The organism is Streptococcus sp. 10F2 (genome assembly GCF_054331515.2).
The window spans coordinates 1-19,664 of the sequence record NZ_JBTGGE020000001.1 but is presented as its reverse complement, the minus strand read 5'-3'; the positions used below and the strand labels follow the sequence as shown (position 1 = coordinate 19,664).

Genomic DNA, 19,664 nt, shown 5'->3' with positions numbered 1-19,664 from the left:
CACTTTATAGACCAATGAGGCTGGTGTCTCTGGAACTTCTCAGATGAAGACTGAACAACAAGTCAACCAAGAGAATGGCACATTCAAGTCTTGAAATGAAATGGTCTTACTCTAAAATTAATTGAGCCTTATCATTAAAATACGTTTTATAGGCTGCATAAGAAGCCAACATAGAGGCTATACTAGTCGCAGACAAGAGCATAAACATGACCATGATTTGATAGCGAATCGCTTCGACTGGATCTACTCCAGCGAAAATTAACCCTGACATCATTCCAGGTAAACTCACTAGCCCAACTGTTTTGGCAGAATCAATCGTAGGCTGCATCCCCGTACGAATGGATTCTCGTAATATATCTTGAGACACCAATTTAATGGGAGCGCCTAAACTCAATTTTTCCAAGACCGCTTGACGATTATCTGTAAAAGATCGATACATAGCTCGATAAGACAAGCCGATAGCTGTCATGGCATTACTAGCCAACATCCCTGTTATTGGAATCACCTGAGACGGAATAAATTGAATAGCTCCTGATAAAATCAGAATAGAAAGAGTCAGTCCAGTTGATACTAGGAGGGCTATGAATGGATATATTTGTTTCTTATTGGGATTAGGATTTCGCTTATTAGCCTGTAAACTTGCATTGAAAAGAATAACCAAAACCATAGCGAGACTAAGTACCGCATTAGATGCTGCAAAGATAAAATGCAAAACATAACCCACCAAAAAAAGTTGGACAACTGTGCGACCAACTGCCCACAGAATATCCTTGGTTAAGTCTAGTTTTTCCTTTTGGCTAATTGCAAGCGCCACTAATACCAATCCAAAAACCAAAGCCAGTGATAGATTATCAACGGATACAGATGTCATGATTGCATTCTCCCTCCTTGAATGGAAATAATACGTTTCGCCTGCATGATCTCATCTTGATCATGACTAACTTCTATTAATGTTTTTCCTTTAGCATGGTAATTTTCCAGAAGCTCGCGAACAATGTCCTTAGTTCGTGGATCAAGCCCTGCTGTAATTTCATCCAACAACAAGACATCTGGTTCAAATAACAGATTCCGGATAAGAGCAACCCGTTGTTTCTCTCCACCAGATAATTCAATGATTTTTTTCTGTAAAAAATCTGCTGATAAATCAACGGAAGAAAGTGCAAGAAGAGCCTGCTCTGAATCAAAATCTTGTTGCCGAATTTGGTAAGGGAAAGCCAAATTATCCTCGACTGTTGTTCCAAAAAGAACCGGTTGCTGGTAACAATAGGATACACTGCGTCGGTAAACTGGCATATCCAAATCATCCAGATTCCGTCCTTGGTAGAAAATTTGCCCTTGTGTAGGAGATTGAATTCCTGCAATTAATTTCAAAATCGTACTTTTTCCACTACCTGATGGTCCCACTAATTGGACACGCTCCCCTTCACTAATGGAAAAAGTGATGTCTTCTAAAATCGACTTTCCTTCATGGGAAAAGCCAATCGTCTCTAATTGAATCAACTTAGATGAATGCATATCCATACTCTCCTACTTCCTCCTCTACAATTACAAGAACTTGACTTTTATGAACAGGGCTATAGATAACGTCGAGTTGCCACTCCTCTTCTCCGCGATTGATGACATTGTGAGACGATTTCCTAACCTTCTTTTGTCACTAGTAATTCCTAACAGATTTTTCCCAAAGTCTGTCTATGTCGCACCCTATTCTTTTTATTTAGAACTGTTCTAATTATACACTTATGAACGGTCTTGTCAATAGTTTTTAAAAACATAATAATTTTCATAAAATACAAAGATTATTTAAGCCTGTCATTCAAGGCTAAAGATATCGAATGATTGCGGAAAATCTGAAACTATTTAAAGAAACAATCGAATATACCCACAGAAAAAAGGAAAAAGAGTTACCTCAGTTTGTAACTCTTTTTGGGTGATAGGCGATAAAGAAATGAGCCTATTCTATACTGCTATCGTAAATTTCATATAAAGTAAAGGAGCACTCCTATACATTAGGGCTGAAATACCCTCACTAAACTTAAAACTATAATACAATTCCTATGATCTTATTTCTTTCCAGGTAGTTTTATCAAAAACCATCAATTTTCTGGCTTAGAAACACTTCCCAAATTTTTTGTTGAGGTCTAGCCAAAGGGTAAGAACTGAATTCCTCTGCGGATAACCAAAGGCTACCATCTGGTAACTCTGGAGTCCCCTTCACTTGCCCTAGCTGGATGTCAATATGCCATTTACGATGACTAAAGACATGTTTTACTTGTGGGAATTGGTATTCCTCCCACTCAATCTCGAAAGGATAGTCCGCTTCAAGGCGCGTGCGTGCATCTACAACCTCACTAACCTCAAGTATTGGATGAAACAGATCCACTTCTGGTTCCTCCTCTACTTCTATTAAGGGAAAATGCCAAAAACCTGCTAGGAGTTTACTGTGATCATTTTTTTCCAGAAGGAATTTCCCCTCTTGATTTTGCAGAATAAAAGCCTTCAAATAAATCGGTACTGGCTTTTTCTTAGGAGCCTTAATGGGATATTTGTCCATCGTTCCATGTAAATAGGCTGCTGAAAATTCTTTAACGGGACTTTCTTCTGGTCTTGGATTAACTGGAGCTTCAATGTCAGATCCAAGATCCATCAAGGCTTGATTAAAGTCTCCTGGTCGTTGAGGATCAATCAACACTTCCATCATAGCTTGAAAAATCTTCCGATTCGTTGGATTTCCAATATCCAGATTGACTTCAAAAAGCCTCGCTAATACCCGCATCACATTACCGTCAACAGCTGGTTCCGGTAAATTAAAAGCGATACTTGCGATAGCTCCTGCGGTATAAGGACCAATTCCTTTCAGTTTTCGAATCTCTTCCATGGTTTCTGGGAAACGTCCCTGATACTCCTCGACCATCGTCTGAGCTGCCGTCTGCATATTCCGAACTCGCGAATAATAACCTAGTCCTTCCCAGGTTTTTAGCAGAATTTCTTCTTCAGCAGCTGCCAAGTCTTGGATTGTCGGAAATGTTTTCAGAAAACGATGAAAATAAGGAATCACTGTATCAACACGAGTCTGCTGAAGCATAATTTCCGAAACCCATATACGATAAGGATCTGTATTTTCCCTCCAAGGCAAATCTCTTTTTTCTTGATCATACCAACGAAGCAAGGCCAACCGAAAAGCCTGAATCTTCTCTTCAGGCCACATTTCGATACCATATTTTTTCAAATCAATCATATTGCTAAATCAAATTTCAATTGTGGATGAACTGGATCATAATCAACCAATTCAAAATCCTCAATTCTTATATCATAAAAATTAGTCCCATCTGGAACATGTAACATCAACCGCGGGGATTGGTTAGTGGGTATACGACTCAATAATTCCTCAGCTTGTGGAAACTGATTGTCATAAATATGAAGATTATTGACAAAGTAAAAGAATTTTCCGACTTTCCACCCAAAATGTTTGGCAACCATCATTTGCAGAGCAACATATTGCATTGCATTAATGTGATGAGCCACTAGCATATCGTTAGAACGTTGCGTCAAAGTAGCATCTAAATAGATATCTCCATCTACCCGACGAACATCAAACATCGTTTGAAAAGCACACGGTAACAGTCCCTCAGTCTGATCAAAGGCTTGGTAGTCCCATAGAGAAATGACATTCCGCCGGTTCCAAGGATTTTCTGCGAGTTGTTCCAAGATACGATCCATAATCCTATGTTCTTTTACAACAGCTCCATATCGTTGTCCAATGGTTCTAGTATTGCCCACTTCCCAGTCATTCCAATAGTGAACTCCATATTTTTCAGTTAACAGGTCTAGGCTGTTGGACTGATCTTGGTAAATCCACAAGATCTCTTTAATCGCCGATTTGATAGGAATTGGTCGTAGGCTGGTGATAGGAAATTCACCTTTAGATAAATCGTATTCAGCAAAAGAACCCGTAATGTATTTCGAATGGGCAGGCCGACCGTCTTTATACAGAGGTCTAGCCTGCTCACTCATAACACCTTCATCAAGGATTTTTCGTATATTGGTCTTAAATATTTCATCTGCGTATGTCATTGCCTATTTCCTTCTCACGTTAGAAGAGGCTGGGCAAGATACCAGCCTCTAATTTTTAGTTCATGAACATTCTTTAACGCAGTGGTTGATTGGGGCAACCAAAGAGTTCTTTCCTATTCCTCTTCGTTCATTATTGGCGAACCAAGGAAGCTGCTCCAATGACACCGGCGTCATTCCCCAATTGGGCCAAAGATAACTTGGTAGAGCTGGCTACTTGTGGAAAAGCATTTGCTTTAAAGACTTCTTCTACACCTTTCAAGAGGAACTCTCCAGCCGCAGAAACACCGCCACCAATAACAATGGTTGATGGATTTAGAATGCTAGCAATATTCGCACATGCTATTCCAAGATATCGAGAAAAATTACGGTACACAATCAAAGCCAACTCATCCCCTTCTTTAGCGAGATCAAAGACAACTTTAGCCGTTACATCGTCACCATCATCGATTAATTGTTTCAAACGAGCATCTCCTGCATACTCATCTGCATAACGACGAGTCAGGTTAACAATACCAGTCGCTGAAGCAACGGTTTCCAAGCAACCTGGTTTCCCACAGGTACACATAATTGGTTGATCAAAGTCTACGACAATATGCCCCAATTCGCCACCGGCACCTGCAACACCGTGAATCAGATTGCCATCAGCAATGACACCACCACCAACACCGGTTCCAAGAGTCATGAAAACTACATCTGGATCATTACTACCAGCACCTACCCATTGTTCACCAAGTGCTGCAACGTTGGCATCGTTGTCAATAAAGAATGGAATACCAAGTCCTTCTTCCATCTGTTTTTTTACTGGCTGAAGAGTTTTCCAGTTAAGATTATAGGCTCCAACAACTGTACCAGCTTTACGGTCAACAACACCCGGAGAACCCATACCGATTCCAAGGAAATTTTCAGCTGTTAAATTCAATAGCTCCAAGTGATGTTTGATCGAAGCAATCATTTCTGGAACAATATGGCTTCCCTCATCTAGAATATTGGTTTTGATAGACCATTTTTCTTGAATTTCACCCGCCTGTGTCAAAATTGCAAATTTTACGGATGTTCCCCCAAGATCAATACCGATGATTTTCTTCTCCATTTTCGAACTCCTTCGATTTTTATATCGGTTTTAGTATATCAAAAATCCCCCTTCCTGAAAAGAGGCAAACGCTTGCTTTATGAATGGTTAGAGCTAATCTCACGAATCTTTTTTTGCAAATCAACAATAACCTCTGCTTCAAACCAGAGGTTCTTTTTAAGCCAGATATTATTCCGAGGAGATGGATGGGGAAGTGGAAAATACTGTGGTAGGTAACCCGAGTATTGTTGAACCGTTTCTGTTAAATTTCCCTTGAACTTGTCTCTTAATTCATAGTATCTGACATGATGTGTCTAGTTAATTCTTGAAGTTTCATCATTTTCCTCTAAAAAAGCTGGGTAAGCCCAGCTACTTCAATTATTCAAAACCTTCATCAATTGCACCAAACCTACATAGATAAAGGAAGCTGCAACTAAAAGGGCTGCAACGCCACTTCCAACCATTGAATGATTGATAAGAAAGAAGCCCAAAACCAATCCAAGGATACTAGACCAAAATAGGTAATTGGTTAGAATCGGAACATCCTTGCACAAACTGATTGCCTGGCCCAAGCGAATAAGCGAGAGTGCTAGAATCCAAATTCCTAAAAGAGTCGGAATAACTAAGGACAAACCTAAAACTCCACCAGCTAAAAGATAACTTCCCACCAGAATTTCTGCTCCGACGACCAATAACAACCAAATTGATTTTGCCCTACTTGGTAGTTCCCTATAAAAATAAAAGCCTGTTATACCGTCAAAGAGTATCGAAATTGATAAGAGCCAGAAGATATTCTTAAGGTCAGTACTTGGGTTCAAAAATAAAAAAATCCCTAATATAATTGAGATAAAAGCCGAACCCATTACTCCCCATTTACTACCCTGCTTCATCAATCAGGCTCCTTTCCTTCTAGCTGTTTCTACTATATAGATTTCCTATATTCTTGTCAAGAAATCTCTACAATTGTCCGCCCCAAATGCTGACCCTCCTTGAGTTCCTGAGCAACCTGCACAACATCCTCCAATCTGACCACTCTAACAGCTTCATTTCTAGAAAGTTTCCATTCCTTAGCTAGAAGGGACCAGATTTTTTGGCGTTTCTTTTGGTCAAGTGCAACAGAATCAATACCAATGAGACGAATTCCCCGAAGAATAAAAGGGAACACTGTTGTCTCCAAGTTTAAACCACCCACATTTCCACAGGTCGTTACTGCACCTCCATAGGCAATTTTAGGAAGCAACCGTGAAAGTACTTCTCCACCTACTGTATCTAGAACATAGTCAAATTCCTGCTTTTCCAACGGTTTTCCAGAGGATACTAAATCTGAAGCAAATAAAATTTTACTGGCTCCCAAGTTTTCTACAAGCAATGCCTGGTAATCTTTGCGAATCAAGGCCTGGACATTCTGATAGCCAGCCTTGACCAAGAATTGGAGGGCAAGGCTTCCAACACCTCCACTAGCTCCAGTTAGCAGAATTCGAGGCTCCTGCTGCGGAGACATACCCGCCTGTTCTAGTTCGATAACAGACATAGCGGCCGTTACTCCAGCCGTTCCATAAACCATAGCCTCTTTCAGGCTGAGCCCTGATGGTAAGGGGGTTAGCCAATCAGCAGGTACTCTAGCATATTCTGCAAAACCTCCTGGATGATTCACACCAAGACCATATCCCGTCACTAGAACTTCCTGCCCAACCGAAATCTTAGAATCATCGCTGGCTACAACCCACCCACTGAGATCAATTCCAGGAATCATCGGATAATCACGAATAATCCCTCCCCCTGGTTCTAAAGCGAGCATATCCTTAAAATTAATTGAAGAGTAGGCAATCTTGATTAGAACATTTCCAGATCCAAGTTTATCCAAAGTAAGCTGGTTGATTGTAACCTCACCTGGAGCTTCAACTACTAACGCTTTTACTGTCTCCATCCCTTACCTCCTTAAATTTAGTTCAATATTGCTACCATTAGTTTACATTATTTTTAATGGAAAAACAAAAAGCTGACTCTCTAAAGTTTGGGATCCCAGTTTCCACAAACCTTGAGAAATCAGCTTTCTGCCCATGTTTTCCTACAATTTGGAGAAGACCAACCTTCTCAATCTAGGATAAGGACTACTCATCTAAATCGTCATCGTCCTCTCCAAATAAGAGGGAATTGACGTGTAGGGTATTCTGCCTTGCCTTCTCGACGAAGTCTGCTTCCTGTCCAGTCCACAAACAATTGAGATAGGCAATGACCATGGGCATATTCATACCTGCGTAGATATCCAATGTAGCACCTTCTAGTACCATGCGGCTGACAACATTACAGGGAGTTCCACCTTGCAAATCTGCAAAAATAACAAACTCATCTCCTTCATGTTCCGCAAGAATAGCCTCGACTTTTGCTTGAAAGTCCTCTGGACCCTCACTTTCCAAGAGACCGACTGCATGAATATTGTCCTGTGGTCCCATAATCATTTCTGTACTTTTTTTCAATTCCGTAGCAAAATGACCGTGACTGACCAAAATTAATTGTTTTTCCATAGTGGCCTCATTTTCTATTTCGTTAGGATATCCATTCCAATTGCTTGTCCGAGTGCTGATAGAGCAACAATGATTGCAATAACGATAAAGATAGCCTTAGTTGAAGACATTCCTTTTTTACCAAGAAGCCAGTAAACACCACCGGCAATCAAAGCTGGTACCATTCGTGGCATGATCATATCAAGGTAATTTTGAATATCTAATGGAACGCCGAACACTTCTGGTACAGCAGCAATTTTGACATTGATCATGGTTGCAATAAGGGCCCCAACCATGAAAATACCTAATACAGAAGCTGAGTCAGTCAATGCTTCCAAGTGTGACTGCATGGTTGTTACAAGGGATACCCCTTCTTTATAAGCAATTTCCAATTGTTTCCAACGGAAAACGTTAATAGCCATGGATACTGCTACCCAAAGAAAGACTCCGATTGGATTTCCTTCAATAGCCATATTAGCTGCAATTGCACCCATAATGGCTGGAATGATAGCGGCAAAGATTGCATCTCCGATCGCTGCAAATGGTCCCATCAAAGCGGTTTTAATACCAGAAACAGCATCTTTAGAAGCAACTCCTTCTTTTTCTTCCAAAGCAATATCAATACCAGTTACAATTGTATGGAAAAAGTTGGAAGTGTTAAAGAACTGAGTATGCGTTTTCATCATTTGTTGAAGCTCTTCAGTTCCATCACCATACATCTTACGCAATTGCGGAAGAATCATATAGAGATAACCAGATCCCTGCATCCGTTCGTAGTTCCAACCCAATTGGAAGGTTAACAAACTCCGTTTATTGATTTGGTTAAAATCTTCTTTGGTTAATTGGTATTTAGATTTCATCATCTTCAATCTCCTCTGTCTCATTTGGGTCGGCTGCCGCAACTACTTTTGGTGCTTCAATGAGTTTTTTGTAGTGAAGAGAAGCAATGGCAAAACCGATCAAGGCAATTCCCAAAATGGATAGTCCGTTAAATTTCGCAGTAAAGTCTTCAGACAAGCCAGCTACTGCAGTACCCAAAGTTGAGGTATATCCAAAGAGAGTAGTCAAAAGGGCAGTGATGACGAAACCACCAATCAAATATGGGAAATGTTTCTTAACTGGAAGGTAACGAAGCAAGATTGCAAATCCAACACCTGGAAGAGCTCCACCTGCCACAGTCAAACCTTTAGTTAACCAAGGAAGGGAAGTTTCCAAATAATCTACTGTGGACTGAACAGCTCCTGCTCCAAAAGTAAGTGCTAGGAAAACTGGAAGAGCACGAGAGAGAGCCCAAGGAAGAGCACCTAGTAGATAGTTGACTTCAATCCCTTTATAGTTGAAATTCTCAACATGTTTATCAATTCGATGAGCAAAGTAGGTGGTCGTAAAACGTCCAAGAACGTCAGTTTGTACCATCAAGGCTGCAACCGGTACGGCAATGGTTGAGATCGCCAATAATGGATCCATCTTGAGGGCAACTGAGAAGGCAGTTGCTAAAACAGTACCTGAGTTGGCATCGATACGGGAAGCTCCCCCGAAAGTTCCAACACCTAATACAGTCAATTGAAGAGATCCACCAATGAAAAGACCTGTCTGTAAATCTCCCATAATTAAACCAGCCATAAAACCAGCGAATACAGGTGATCCCGCTGAAGACACGATGGTCAATTCATCCAAGATTTGGTAACCCGCATAAAGGGTTAGAAGTAAGATTTGCCACCATTGAATCATAAGAGATTCCTCCTATCTACTATTTGTTTAGCAAGGCCATGAAGTCTTCTGCCCCATCATTTGGAACCATTTGATGATACAACTTAACCCCTTTGGCATGTAATTGTTTAAAGTCTTCAACATCTTTATCAGTGACATTGACACTCCGAGTTATTGAACGTGTTTCCTCACTTTGAGACATGTTCCCAACGTTGAGCTCTTCAAGAGCAACTCCGTTTTCCACCAATTCCAAGAAGCGGTCTGGTTTGCGAGCTACAATCATCAAACGTTGAGAGTCATATTTTCCTGCATTGATATTAGCAGCTGCTTTAGCAACTGGTAAAATACTAAGGCGTACTCCAGGTGGCACTGCTAATTTCAAGCCTGCTTTTTCAATATCATTTTGGGCAACCTCGTCATCAATCACCATGATACGAGAAATATTCAATTTTGAAGCCCAGAGATTAGCCACTTGTCCGTGGATAAGACGTCCATCGATTCGAGTTGCGATAATTGCCATTAGTTTTCCTCCTTTTGTGCTTCCAAACCTTCCTTAATAACAGGCTTGGATCCGAGTTGAATGCTGTCTCTAATCATTCCCTCACTCTCAAATACGAGCAAGGTATTGATTCCTTTTTTTAAAAAAGCCGCTGGTAGATATAAGCTAAGATAGGGACCAACCTCCCAAAAGCGACCTAGATTGTGCCCATTGACCGAAACAAAGCCTTTCCCGAAACCGCTTACATTAATGTGACAAGAAAGGAGCTCCTCTAGCTCAAATTCAAATTCATGAAAACCTGGTTGTCCACATTCCCAATCTCCATCAAAATCAATATGATTGAGCATGTTACTGTCAAAAGACAACGGGAATTGTTCCCAATTGATCAAAAAATGAAGATCTTTAATAACACCGGTTCGAATACCTTTTTCTTGACTAGCTGCTAAGAGCTTATGACCGTAATTAACACGTCCCTGGTTTTCAACCAAAATATCCAATTGATCGCTTGCTTCTTGTGAATGAAATTCAAAAGAAGCACCCACTGTATCTTGATCTTGTACAACGACAGGAACTTGATTGATGAAGACCTGTACCCGGTCACTAACATCGACCAAGCGGTAGGATTGAGGGGAACCATCGTAAGCGACTTGTTTCCGATAGAGGGTATAACCGGTTGCTTGACCCAATTCTTCCATTTTCATTGGATACAAGGACTTTTTACTCTGTGTCAACTGATCCAAGGTAGACCATAGTGATACACTGCGTTTCTTTTGTATAATCCGGTTCTCCATCATAGGCTTTACCAACGGTTCACTTTGCTCTAAGGCTGGGTTCCATTGGTGAAGTGCTTCTTGGAGCAGATAGTACTTCTCAGTTGGATTCCCCACCTCATCCAGAATAGCATCGTAGTCATAAGATGTCACCTGAGGTAAATCTCGATTCCCCCGTGCCGAAGTTCCATTCATAAACCCGAAATTGGTGCCACCATGAAACATATAGAGGTTAATGCTACCACGTTTAAGAGTATCCATGATTGCAGCAACCGTCTCTTTAGAATCACGCTGAATAATCGGTTCTTTCCAACGATTAAACCAACCTAACCAGAACTCCATACACATAAGGGGACCTTGAAAATCATGTTCCTGCATGAAGTTTTGTAGATTAGCAAAATTTTCCTCAGCTTTGGAACCAAAATTACCTGTTGGCAAAATTCCTTCATCCAGTAGGGTTCCAGCTTGTAAGGTTGCTAACCAAGCACCGTCTGAGGTGAAGTAAGGCATATCCCAGCCCTGCTTCTCCATTAGTCCTTTCAGCCGTCTGAGGTAAGCCTTGTCTTCCCCATAGGATCCATACTCATTTTCCACTTGAAACATGAGAATATTGCCCCCACGGTTCAATTGTCGTTGAGCTAAAATCGGTCCTAGCTGCTGGTAATACAAATCTACATAGCTTAGAAAACCTGGATCACTTGAACGAATGCGAATATTTTTCGTCAATAGCCAAGCTGGCAATCCCCCAAACTCCCATTCTGCACATATATAGGGAGAAGGGCGAATTAAAGCATATAAGCCAAGTTCTTGAGCTAAATCTAAGAAAGCACCCAAGTCAAGTTCTCCTTGAAAATCATAGACGCCTTCTTGAGCTTCATGAAGATTCCATGGGACATAGGTTTCAACGGTATTAAAGCCCAGAGCTTTTAAATTATAAAGCGAGTGATACCAGTCGTCTCTTGGTATCCTGAAATAATGAATGGCCCCTGATAAAATCTTAAAGGGTTGCTCATTCAATAGAAAATCTTGTGAGATTGAAAATGTTTCCATACAACTTCCCTCACCAGATAGAAAGCGCTTTCTATACTTTCATTCTAGTCTTTTCTTTCGATGATGTCAATATATTAGCTTATCAAAACAACTTAAAGTTTCGCTTTCCAAGAATGAGCTGTTTCAGCCAAGACAGCATTCAAATCTTCGATATTTTGACGACCTTGAGTTTGAAGCCATTCCCGACAAGCTGCCTCCCCTTGTTCGGCAAAAATAGCTACGCTGTCTTTCCAAGTCGCGCGTCCGCACAACACACCATTAAAGTTGGAGCCTGCTTCCTTAGCAAAATAAAGAGTATCTTGGAACAGTTGAGCAGAGACACCGGCACTCAAGAAAATAAATGGTAAGTGAGTTGCCTGTGCTTGCTCTTGAAAAGCCTTAACGGCTTCTTCCTTGCTATACACCACTTCACCTTGACTGAAGCCCTCTACAAAGTTCATATTCACAGGAACTTCCACCTTCAAGACATCAACTTGATAGACATCCTTTGAAAATTCTCGCATCGCCTCATTCACTTTATGAGGTTTTAATCGAGCAAATTCAGCTCCACTCACATCTTCTAAATGAGCATCATAGGTCAGTAATTCAAGAAAGAATGGAATCTCTTCTGCTAGGCATTCACTCCCAACTCTCTCTACAAAGGCCTTCTTGCGCTCGTTGATAGCCGCATCCTCATCCACATCATAATAAAGGAGAAGTTTAACAGCATCACTGCCAGCTTCCTTGATTCTCAAAACGGATAAGTCATCAATTAAATCTGGAAAACGTCCTGGTTCACTAGCATCATAGCCAGTTTTCTCATAAGCTAGCAATAGACCAGCTCCTTCTGCACGAACCCGTGAAGCTGGTAAGCCAAATTCCGGATCCAATAGAATCGAAGAAGCGTAAGGGGTTAATTCTTGACTGACCAACTCCTTGAAGTGAACAACTCCGTCTTCACCTAAAGACTGTCCTCCTTGGGACAACATGCGTTGAAGAGCACCACGTTGGTCAATGGCAAGAGCTCCGATGACTCCGTTCTCATCAGCTAATTTCTCTAGAGCAGCGATTTTGGTTGGACTTGGATTAAATTTTGACATGTTTTTCTCCTTATTTATTTTTCTAAAGGATAGAGGACAACCCCTTTTACAACTCGATTCACAGTTCCAGTTGGCGAAGGTGTATCTGGTAAGTTTCCAACTTTAATAGAAGCGTGAAGAGCAAGGGTCTGACCTAGTAGCACAAAGGCTAAGGCCACATAAGCATCTGGAATAAAGCTATATGCTTTATCGAAAGTAAGCTGAGTTCCTTCAAACCCATCAACTTTTCCAATAGATACAGCAACTACTTCTTGCGCTACCTGATCTCCTGCTAATTCAAACAAAATATCCCGATCATACAAACGAGTATGAGCATCATTGGAAACAAAGGTAAATACAAGAGTGTTCTTATCCACGAAAGATTTAGGGCCATGACGGAATCCTAGGGAAGAATCAAATCCAGTTGCAATACGGCCTGCTGTTAACTCTAAGATTTTTAACTGCGCTTCACGAGCCATTCCCGCAAAAGCTCCAGAACCCAGATAAACAACACGTGTGAAAGGTTGTTTCACCATCGTCTCTAAAGCGCTTTCAAATTGTAGTGCACTTTGTCCTAAAGTGATAACACCTTGGATAAATTCTTTCTTAGTGGCTTGTGGTTTTGGATCAAACACTAAGAGAGTTGCCAAACTCATGCAGGTAAAGCTTCCTGTCATAGCAAAACCTTGGTCATTGGAACCAGCAGGCATTAAAAACAGATAATTCTTGTCATCCCCTTGTGCCTTCTGAGCTAATTGCCCATCAGGAGCACAGGTAATAGTCAATTGGTAAAAATCATCTACTAAGGCTTGCCCAACTTCTACAGCTCCAATACTTTCAGGACTATTTCCAGAACGCGCAAAGGAAACAAGTAGCGTCGGAATCTCTTTTTTCAAAAACTGTCGTGGATTCGACACTAAGTGGGTTGTTGGTACAGCTTGGAGATCCCAAACGTCTTCATCAACCACTTCCTTTAAGTACGGAAGGATTGTATCGCCCACATAAGCAGATGTCCCAGCTCCCGTAAAGATAACACGCATCCGTTGATGCTGATCAAGAATATGGCTTAAGAAAGCTTGAAGCTCCTCTTCTTGTTCTACATAAGATTCCCAAAGTTCTTGCCAGAGCTCCGGTTGTTGTTGAATCTCTCTAGTAGTAATATGGGCACCGAGTGTTTCCAATTGTTCGATTGTTTTTTGGAACATAAGAACCTCCTAATCCAAATAGGTGTTGAAATGACGAACTTTATAGGAAAATTGATCACTTCTTGCAGTTGTAAAGGTCAATTCAATAATGTTACGATCTTGATTATAAGTTTCGCGTCGAATATTCAGACAGGGAGTCGAAATCGGTTGATTCAGGTATTGGGTCACATTTTCACCGATTTGGCCAGCAGAAAAAAGTTCATCTGCATACACAATTCGTTGACCATAATCCTGCTCTAGGGTCTTATACAGTCCCTTTTCCTGAATCCGCTCCTGGGTCAAGTCTGGAAAAAGATGAGCTGGTATATAGGTCGTTTCAAACATCATAGCTTCTCCATCAGCTAGACGAAGACGTTTGATTTTATAAACCAAATCTTGTTCTTCGATATGAAGATAGGAGGCCACTTTTTGATGGGCCTGTACCAGTTCAAAATATTCGATCTGATCAGATGGAACCTTACCAAGATTCACCATATGTTGGTTAAAATTGTAAGAATCTAAGAGATTTTGCTTGCGTCTCCATAAACCTGAAACAAAAGTTCCTTGACCATGTTTGCGATAAATATAGCCTAAGTCTTCGAGCTCTGCTAATGATTTACGAACCGTTGTACGGCTAACATGGAATTGTTGACATAACTCTCTCTCTGAGCTGAGTTTTTCATGAATGCGCATTTCTCTAATCGCTTCCATTAATTGATCCGTTAGTTGCGTATGTAAGGGCATGGACAAATTCTTTTTCATGATTTCTCCTTTCCTTGACTCTATTATATCCTTATCTCACCCTATTTCACAAGGATTTTACTGGTACTTTGAGTAGGTGAAAAAGTTTAATCAGTATTGGTTTTAAGCGGTTTTATAAAGGATACCACTTTAAACTTGTAAGTTGCTCGCTTTCACAACCTAAAAAGAGGCTGAGAACCATGCCTCAACCTTCTTAGTTTCCTTATTCTGCTTAATCCAATCTGCTTTTCCAAAGTTGTTGATAGCCCTACTAGCATCCCAAGCTGTTAGGGGAAATCAAGTACCACTTATCAAGCAACATTCAAATGAGGAATCAAACGACGAACTAATACTACCCTCTCGTCCTGTCACATCCCATACCTTTTATTCAAAGGAAGAAAGGTACTCATACCGTTCATATTGATAAAGCAGGTCTTCATTTAATTGTTCTAGTTCTGTTTGGAGAGGAGCCAGGGCCCCGTAATCACTGGCATTCTCCTGCATTTGACTTTCAACTTCTTCAATAGTAGCTTCCAAATTTTCAATTTTGGCTTCAATTTCTTTCCATTCTTGTTGCTCTTGGTAGGTCATCCGCTTCACTTGTGAGCGCTCACGTGGTTTGCTGGACTTACTCTGGGTTTCCTTCTTTTGAAGGAGTTCTTGCCTAAATTTCTTTTCATCTAGATAATCTGTGTAATTTCCGAAATACTCTCGAATCTCACCGCTTTCAAAAGCCAAGAGTTTCGTTGAAACCTTATCTAAAAAGTAGCGGTCATGACTGACCGTTAAAATTGGACCAGCAAATTGTTGAAGAAAAGCCTCTAAAACGGTTAAGGTCGCAATATCTAAATCATTGGTCGGTTCGTCTAATAACAGAACATTTGGTTGCTGAATCAGTAATTTTAATAGGTAAAGCCGTTTCTTCTCTCCTCCAGACAATTTAGCAATCACGGTTCCATGACTGGAACGCGGAAAGAGAAATTGCTCCAACAATTCTGAAACACTGACACTCCCACTAGATGTCTTTGCCTCACTAGCTACCTGACTCAGATATTCAATCATCCGCATGGATTCATCCAAATCCTCCGCAGATTGAGAAAAATAGGCAATTTTAACCGTTTCTCCACGAATCAGCTCACCCGCAGTTGGTTCAAGCTGGTCGGCAATCAAGTTTAGGAGACTAGACTTTCCAACCCCGTTATCTCCAACAATACCAATCCGATCTCGATTTTGAATAAGAAGATTGAAGTTTTGGAAAAGGAGTTTCTGCCCATAGCCAAAACTCACATCTTTAAATTCCAAAACTTTCTTTCCAATCCGACTAGTTTCGAACTGAATTTCCAACGCGTCTTTTGTCTGATAGGCAGCCATATCTTTTTTCAAACTTTCAAACCGTTTGATACGCGCCTCCTGTTTAGTCGCTCGCGCCTGTGGCTGACGACGCATCCAAGAAAGTTCCTGTTTGTAAAGCTGGTGGCGTTTGTGTTGCGCACTAGCTGCCCGTTCTTCCTCGTCCGCTTTTTGAGCTACATAATCCTGATAATTTCCTTGATATTCGGCAAGTCGTCCCTGGTCTAATTCAAAAATGCGATTAGAAACTTGATCCAAAAAATAGCGATCATGAGTAATAAAACAAACGGTGCTTTGATGACTGGTCAAGTAATTGGCCAACCAATCGACCATATCAATATCGAGATGGTTAGTTGGCTCATCTAGCAATAATAAATCTGCCTTCCGCAAAAGAACCTGAGCCAACTGCACTCGGCGACGCTGTCCGCCAGACAAGTCATCTACCGATTGCTGCATATTCTCCATACCTAACTTCGAAAGAATGGTCTTAGCCTGGCTTTCCAGTCCCCAAACATCCTGAGCCTCTAATTGAGCAACCAACTGATCGAGTCTATCCTGCTTCGACTCTTCATACGTTTCCATCAGCTCTTGATAGTCCTTTAATAAGCTCATCTCTTTGGGTCTACTCGAAAGAACTGTCTCTAAAATACTCGCACCAGCTTGGAAATCAGGCTCCTGTGTCAAATAAGCAATCTCATAATCCGTTTTAGTCTGGAAAGGACTGCGATCCCCATCAAAACCCGCTACACCTGCGAGTACGTCTAAAAGAGATGATTTCCCAGTTCCATTTAGACCAATCAAACCAATCCGATCTTGCGGATGAATAATGAAGGACAGGTCTCGAAACAAGACCTTATCGGCTACCGATTTGGTCAGACCTTCCACAATAAAATCAGTCATGCATTCGCTCCTTTACAAAGGCTAAAATAGCCGCTTTTTCATTTGGTAAATCGCCCTTGACGATAGCTCGTTCAACATCTTTTAAGGCTTGTCCCATTAAAGGACCAGGTTGAATGCCCTCTTCTTGTATTAAGGTCCTACCAGTCACCACAATCTCTTGCTTATCTCGAATGGCTAAATCTGCTAAGGTATCTGTGATATATTGAGAATTAGTCTCCAGATTTATGGCCATTCGAATATCTTCAGCTTGGTACAGAAGATCATCTTGATACATATAACAATCCCAAGCGGACAAAAGACCCTTCTCACGTTTTTTGAGGATTTCGAGCAGTTCTAAAACTTGTTTTTGAAAATCCCTAGAAGTCTTCCAAGCCTTTAAAATCGGACCAGCTTGCTTATTATCAAAGTGATACAACATAGCCGCCCAAGCTTGCGCTGAACTGGTGAAACTGAAATCTGATCGGACTTTTTCCAAAAAAGTATAGAGCCCCTGAGACTCCAGTTCAAAACCAGGTAAGTAGAGAGAGGCATTTGCAGCAAGGAGAGAAGAAAAACCTCTTGCCCATGAATCCGCAAGTAGTAATTTTTCAAACTCAATAAAAATACGCTCGATGGCAATTTTCTCAAGTAAAGGGGCGCAATCCATCATAGCTTGAAAGGTCTCCGACTCCAAATCAAAACCTAAAGAAGCCTGGAAACGAAATCCCCGCATGATTCGTAAAGCGTCCTCTTGAAAACGCTCCTGTGCTAACCCAACAGCTCGAATCACTTTCGCTTCCAAATCCTCTAACCCATGAAAAAGATCCACGAGATGCCCCTCAGAATCCAAGGCCAGAGCATTAATCGTAAAGTCCCGCCGTTTTAAATCTTCTTCCAAAGAACGAACAAAATGAACCTGACTCGGGCGACGATAATCCACATACTCTTCTTCCGTCCGGAAAGTGGTAATTTCATACTCCTGACCGCCCTCCAGAACTAAGACAGTCCCATGCTCAATACCGACATCGACCGTCCGTTCAAAAAGATCTTTAATTTCTTGCGGATAAGCTGAGGAAGCGATATCTACATCATGGATGGGATGATTCAAAAGTACATCCCGCACACAACCACCGACAAAGTAGGCTTGAAAACCAGCCTCTTGAATTTTGCTTAATATAGGCAAAGCCTTCTGAAATTCAGAAGGCAAACTTGTTAATTTCATAAAAATAAGTCCACTAATACTGATTTACTATTAAAATCAGAGCACACGAGGTAGGAGACCGACAGCAACACTACCTGCACCTAGATGGGTTCCAATAATACTTCCAAAAGTTACCAAAGGAATCTCGCCAACTACACCAGCTTCCTGAAGAAGAGCTTGCATTTGCAAGGCCTTATCTTCGCAGTGAGAATGGATAACAGCGACATAATAGTCCCCATTTGTGATTTCCTGACTAACCAGATCACAAAGACGCTTCATCGCTTTCTTCTCAGTCCGAACTTTCTCAAAGACCTCAATCTTACCTTCATCTGTAAAATAGAGAATCGGTTTGATACTTAGGAGACTCCCTAGGAGAGCAGCACCATTCGATAGCCGTCCCCCTTTAACCAAATGATTAAGATCATCTACCAAGATGTAAGCTTGGACACCGTCAATTTGCTTTTGAATATTTTCAAGAACCCTGTCAAAATCTTGCCCAGCTTCAAGAGCTTCCAACGCAGTCTTAACCATCAGACCAAGCGGCGCACTGGTAATCTTGGTATCTGGAAAGGCAATTTCTAAATTTGAAAACTCATCTTTCAAAAATTGAATATTCTGGTAAAAACCTGAAATTCCACTTGAAAGAAATAGACCGAGTACATGAGTATAGCCATCCAATTCCAACTGCTGCAAGAGAGCTTCCAGCTCTGCTAAACTTGGTTGACTCGTCTTAGGCAGTTCCTTAGAAGCCGCCATTTTTTCATAAAATTCTTCAGCAGTCAGATTTTTGCCTTCTAGATAAGTCTCCCCATCAATCAAGACAGGAATATCTAGAACAAACAAATTCTTTGCATCTGTTAAATCTGTTAGATAAGCAGATGCATCGGTAATCACTGCAACTTTCTTCATTTTTTAAAACTCCAAATTAATACCTGGCATATCCAAGGCAATTTCTGTTACTTCATAGGTCAAGCGGTTAAGCATACCAAGACTTGGCTCCGCCAACTGCTGCACTTCAGCTTGCTCTAGTTCACTTGGTTCGTTGATAAAACGATTTTGCACATGATTGGTTTGGGAAATCACACCACTGATTACAAAAGTATCAAAAACAACCATAAAGCTTACAATAACAACCATTGAAGTCTTTTGACTAGCTTCATCACGACTAATGAGTTGGAAATTGACGTCAATCTTCGTTTCAGGGGCACCATTTTCTTTCTCCCACTCAAAGTTACGAGCATCATAATGGTATTGACTAACAAAAATTTTATCACGAACTAATTCCATGGACTTTTCTCCTCATAAAAATACTAGTTCTATTATAGCATTTGGCTTGTCATTTGTCTTTATTATCTCAAATATCTAAACACTTTTCAATATTATGTTTTATTTTGAAAGTTCTAAAATGAAGTTAGCCACCCCACCCTATTAGAAATTTAAGTACTTTAACTTTTTGATGTCGATTCCTTATTTCATTTGATAGCAGGTTTGGAGCTGTTAGGCTAACTAGCCAAGGCTAATCGTAGCCTTGGTTTAGCCTATAGAACAGCTTCAAAAGTTCCTGTTGTCAAATGAAAT

19 protein-coding genes are annotated in these 19,664 nt (G+C 40.8%); all 19 read right to left on the bottom strand.

Annotated features, from left to right (window positions below):
* Positions 1–106: 106 nt before the first annotated feature.
* Entirely contained in the window at positions 107–871 is a 765-nt protein-coding gene (locus tag ACXM1Q_RS00095) for an ABC transporter permease (RefSeq protein ID WP_458515299.1), read from the bottom strand.
* Positions 868–1,515 (bottom strand): ABC transporter ATP-binding protein, encoded by a 648-nt coding sequence (locus ACXM1Q_RS00090; RefSeq protein WP_458515298.1) that lies wholly within the window; start codon positions 1,513–1,515, stop codon positions 868–870. The genes ACXM1Q_RS00095 and ACXM1Q_RS00090 overlap by 4 nt, the downstream gene beginning before the upstream one ends.
* Before the next feature lie 568 nt (positions 1,516–2,083).
* The gene (gene mutY, locus ACXM1Q_RS00085) at positions 2,084–3,235 is read right to left on the bottom strand and encodes an A/G-specific adenine glycosylase (protein ID WP_458515297.1); all 1,152 of its coding nucleotides are present in this window, start codon (positions 3,233–3,235) and stop codon (positions 2,084–2,086) included.
* The gene (locus tag ACXM1Q_RS00080; protein ID WP_458515296.1) at positions 3,232–4,071 is read right to left on the bottom strand and encodes a thymidylate synthase; all 840 of its coding nucleotides are present in this window, start codon (positions 4,069–4,071) and stop codon (positions 3,232–3,234) included. Before ACXM1Q_RS00080 ends, mutY begins: the two co-directional genes overlap by 4 nt.
* Positions 4,072–4,201: 130 nt before the next feature.
* Positions 4,202–5,161 (bottom strand): ROK family glucokinase, encoded by a 960-nt coding sequence (locus tag ACXM1Q_RS00075; RefSeq protein WP_458515295.1) that lies wholly within the window; start codon positions 5,159–5,161, stop codon positions 4,202–4,204.
* Between the two features lie 353 nt (positions 5,162–5,514).
* Positions 5,515–6,030 carry a DUF308 domain-containing protein gene (locus tag ACXM1Q_RS00070; protein ID WP_458515294.1) on the bottom strand — a complete coding sequence of 172 codons (516 nt, stop codon included), beginning with the start codon at positions 6,028–6,030 and terminating at the stop codon, positions 5,515–5,517.
* A gap of 56 nt (positions 6,031–6,086) precedes the next feature.
* Complete coding sequence (locus ACXM1Q_RS00065; RefSeq protein ID WP_458515293.1) at positions 6,087–7,067, bottom strand: YhdH/YhfP family quinone oxidoreductase; 981 nt, start codon at positions 7,065–7,067, stop codon at positions 6,087–6,089.
* A 184-nt stretch (positions 7,068–7,251) separates the two neighbouring features.
* A complete protein-coding gene (locus ACXM1Q_RS00060; protein ID WP_458515292.1) occupies positions 7,252–7,665 on the bottom strand; it encodes a PTS sugar transporter subunit IIA in 414 nt (137 codons plus the stop codon).
* Positions 7,666–7,679: 14 nt separating this feature from the next.
* Positions 7,680–8,507: a PTS system mannose/fructose/sorbose family transporter subunit IID gene (locus ACXM1Q_RS00055; RefSeq protein ID WP_458515291.1), complete on the bottom strand. Its 828-nt coding sequence runs from the start codon at positions 8,505–8,507 to the stop codon at positions 7,680–7,682.
* Entirely contained in the window at positions 8,494–9,375 is an 882-nt protein-coding gene (locus tag ACXM1Q_RS00050; protein WP_458515290.1) for a PTS mannose/fructose/sorbose/N-acetylgalactosamine transporter subunit IIC, read from the bottom strand. The genes ACXM1Q_RS00055 and ACXM1Q_RS00050 overlap by 14 nt, the downstream gene beginning before the upstream one ends.
* Before the next feature lie 19 nt (positions 9,376–9,394).
* Positions 9,395–9,874, bottom strand: coding sequence for a PTS system mannose/fructose/N-acetylgalactosamine-transporter subunit IIB (locus ACXM1Q_RS00045; protein WP_458515289.1), 480 nt, complete (start codon positions 9,872–9,874; stop codon positions 9,395–9,397).
* Positions 9,874–11,673 carry a glycoside hydrolase family 35 protein gene (locus ACXM1Q_RS00040; RefSeq protein WP_458515288.1) on the bottom strand — a complete coding sequence of 600 codons (1,800 nt, stop codon included), beginning with the start codon at positions 11,671–11,673 and terminating at the stop codon, positions 9,874–9,876. Before ACXM1Q_RS00040 ends, ACXM1Q_RS00045 begins: the two co-directional genes overlap by 1 nt.
* Before the next feature lie 92 nt (positions 11,674–11,765).
* On the bottom strand, positions 11,766–12,752 hold the full coding sequence (lacD, locus tag ACXM1Q_RS00035) for a tagatose-bisphosphate aldolase (protein ID WP_458515287.1): 987 nt from the start codon (positions 12,750–12,752) through the stop codon (positions 11,766–11,768).
* A 14-nt stretch (positions 12,753–12,766) separates the two neighbouring features.
* Positions 12,767–13,936: an AgaS family sugar isomerase gene (gene agaS / locus ACXM1Q_RS00030; RefSeq protein ID WP_458515286.1), complete on the bottom strand. Its 1,170-nt coding sequence runs from the start codon at positions 13,934–13,936 to the stop codon at positions 12,767–12,769.
* Between the two features lie 9 nt (positions 13,937–13,945).
* The gene (locus ACXM1Q_RS00025; RefSeq protein ID WP_135037439.1) at positions 13,946–14,677 is read right to left on the bottom strand and encodes a GntR family transcriptional regulator; all 732 of its coding nucleotides are present in this window, start codon (positions 14,675–14,677) and stop codon (positions 13,946–13,948) included.
* 363 nt (positions 14,678–15,040) lie between these two features.
* On the bottom strand, positions 15,041–16,906 hold the full coding sequence (locus tag ACXM1Q_RS00020; RefSeq protein WP_458515285.1) for an ABC-F family ATP-binding cassette domain-containing protein: 1,866 nt from the start codon (positions 16,904–16,906) through the stop codon (positions 15,041–15,043).
* Positions 16,899–18,107, bottom strand: coding sequence for a CCA tRNA nucleotidyltransferase (locus ACXM1Q_RS00015; RefSeq protein WP_458515284.1), 1,209 nt, complete (start codon positions 18,105–18,107; stop codon positions 16,899–16,901). The genes ACXM1Q_RS00020 and ACXM1Q_RS00015 overlap by 8 nt, the downstream gene beginning before the upstream one ends.
* Positions 18,108–18,143: 36 nt before the next feature.
* Entirely contained in the window at positions 18,144–18,995 is an 852-nt protein-coding gene (locus ACXM1Q_RS00010) for a DegV family protein (RefSeq protein ID WP_458515283.1), read from the bottom strand.
* 3 nt (positions 18,996–18,998) lie between these two features.
* Entirely contained in the window at positions 18,999–19,373 is a 375-nt protein-coding gene (locus ACXM1Q_RS00005) for a DUF1149 family protein (protein WP_135037428.1), read from the bottom strand.
* Positions 19,374–19,664 lie beyond the last annotated feature (291 nt).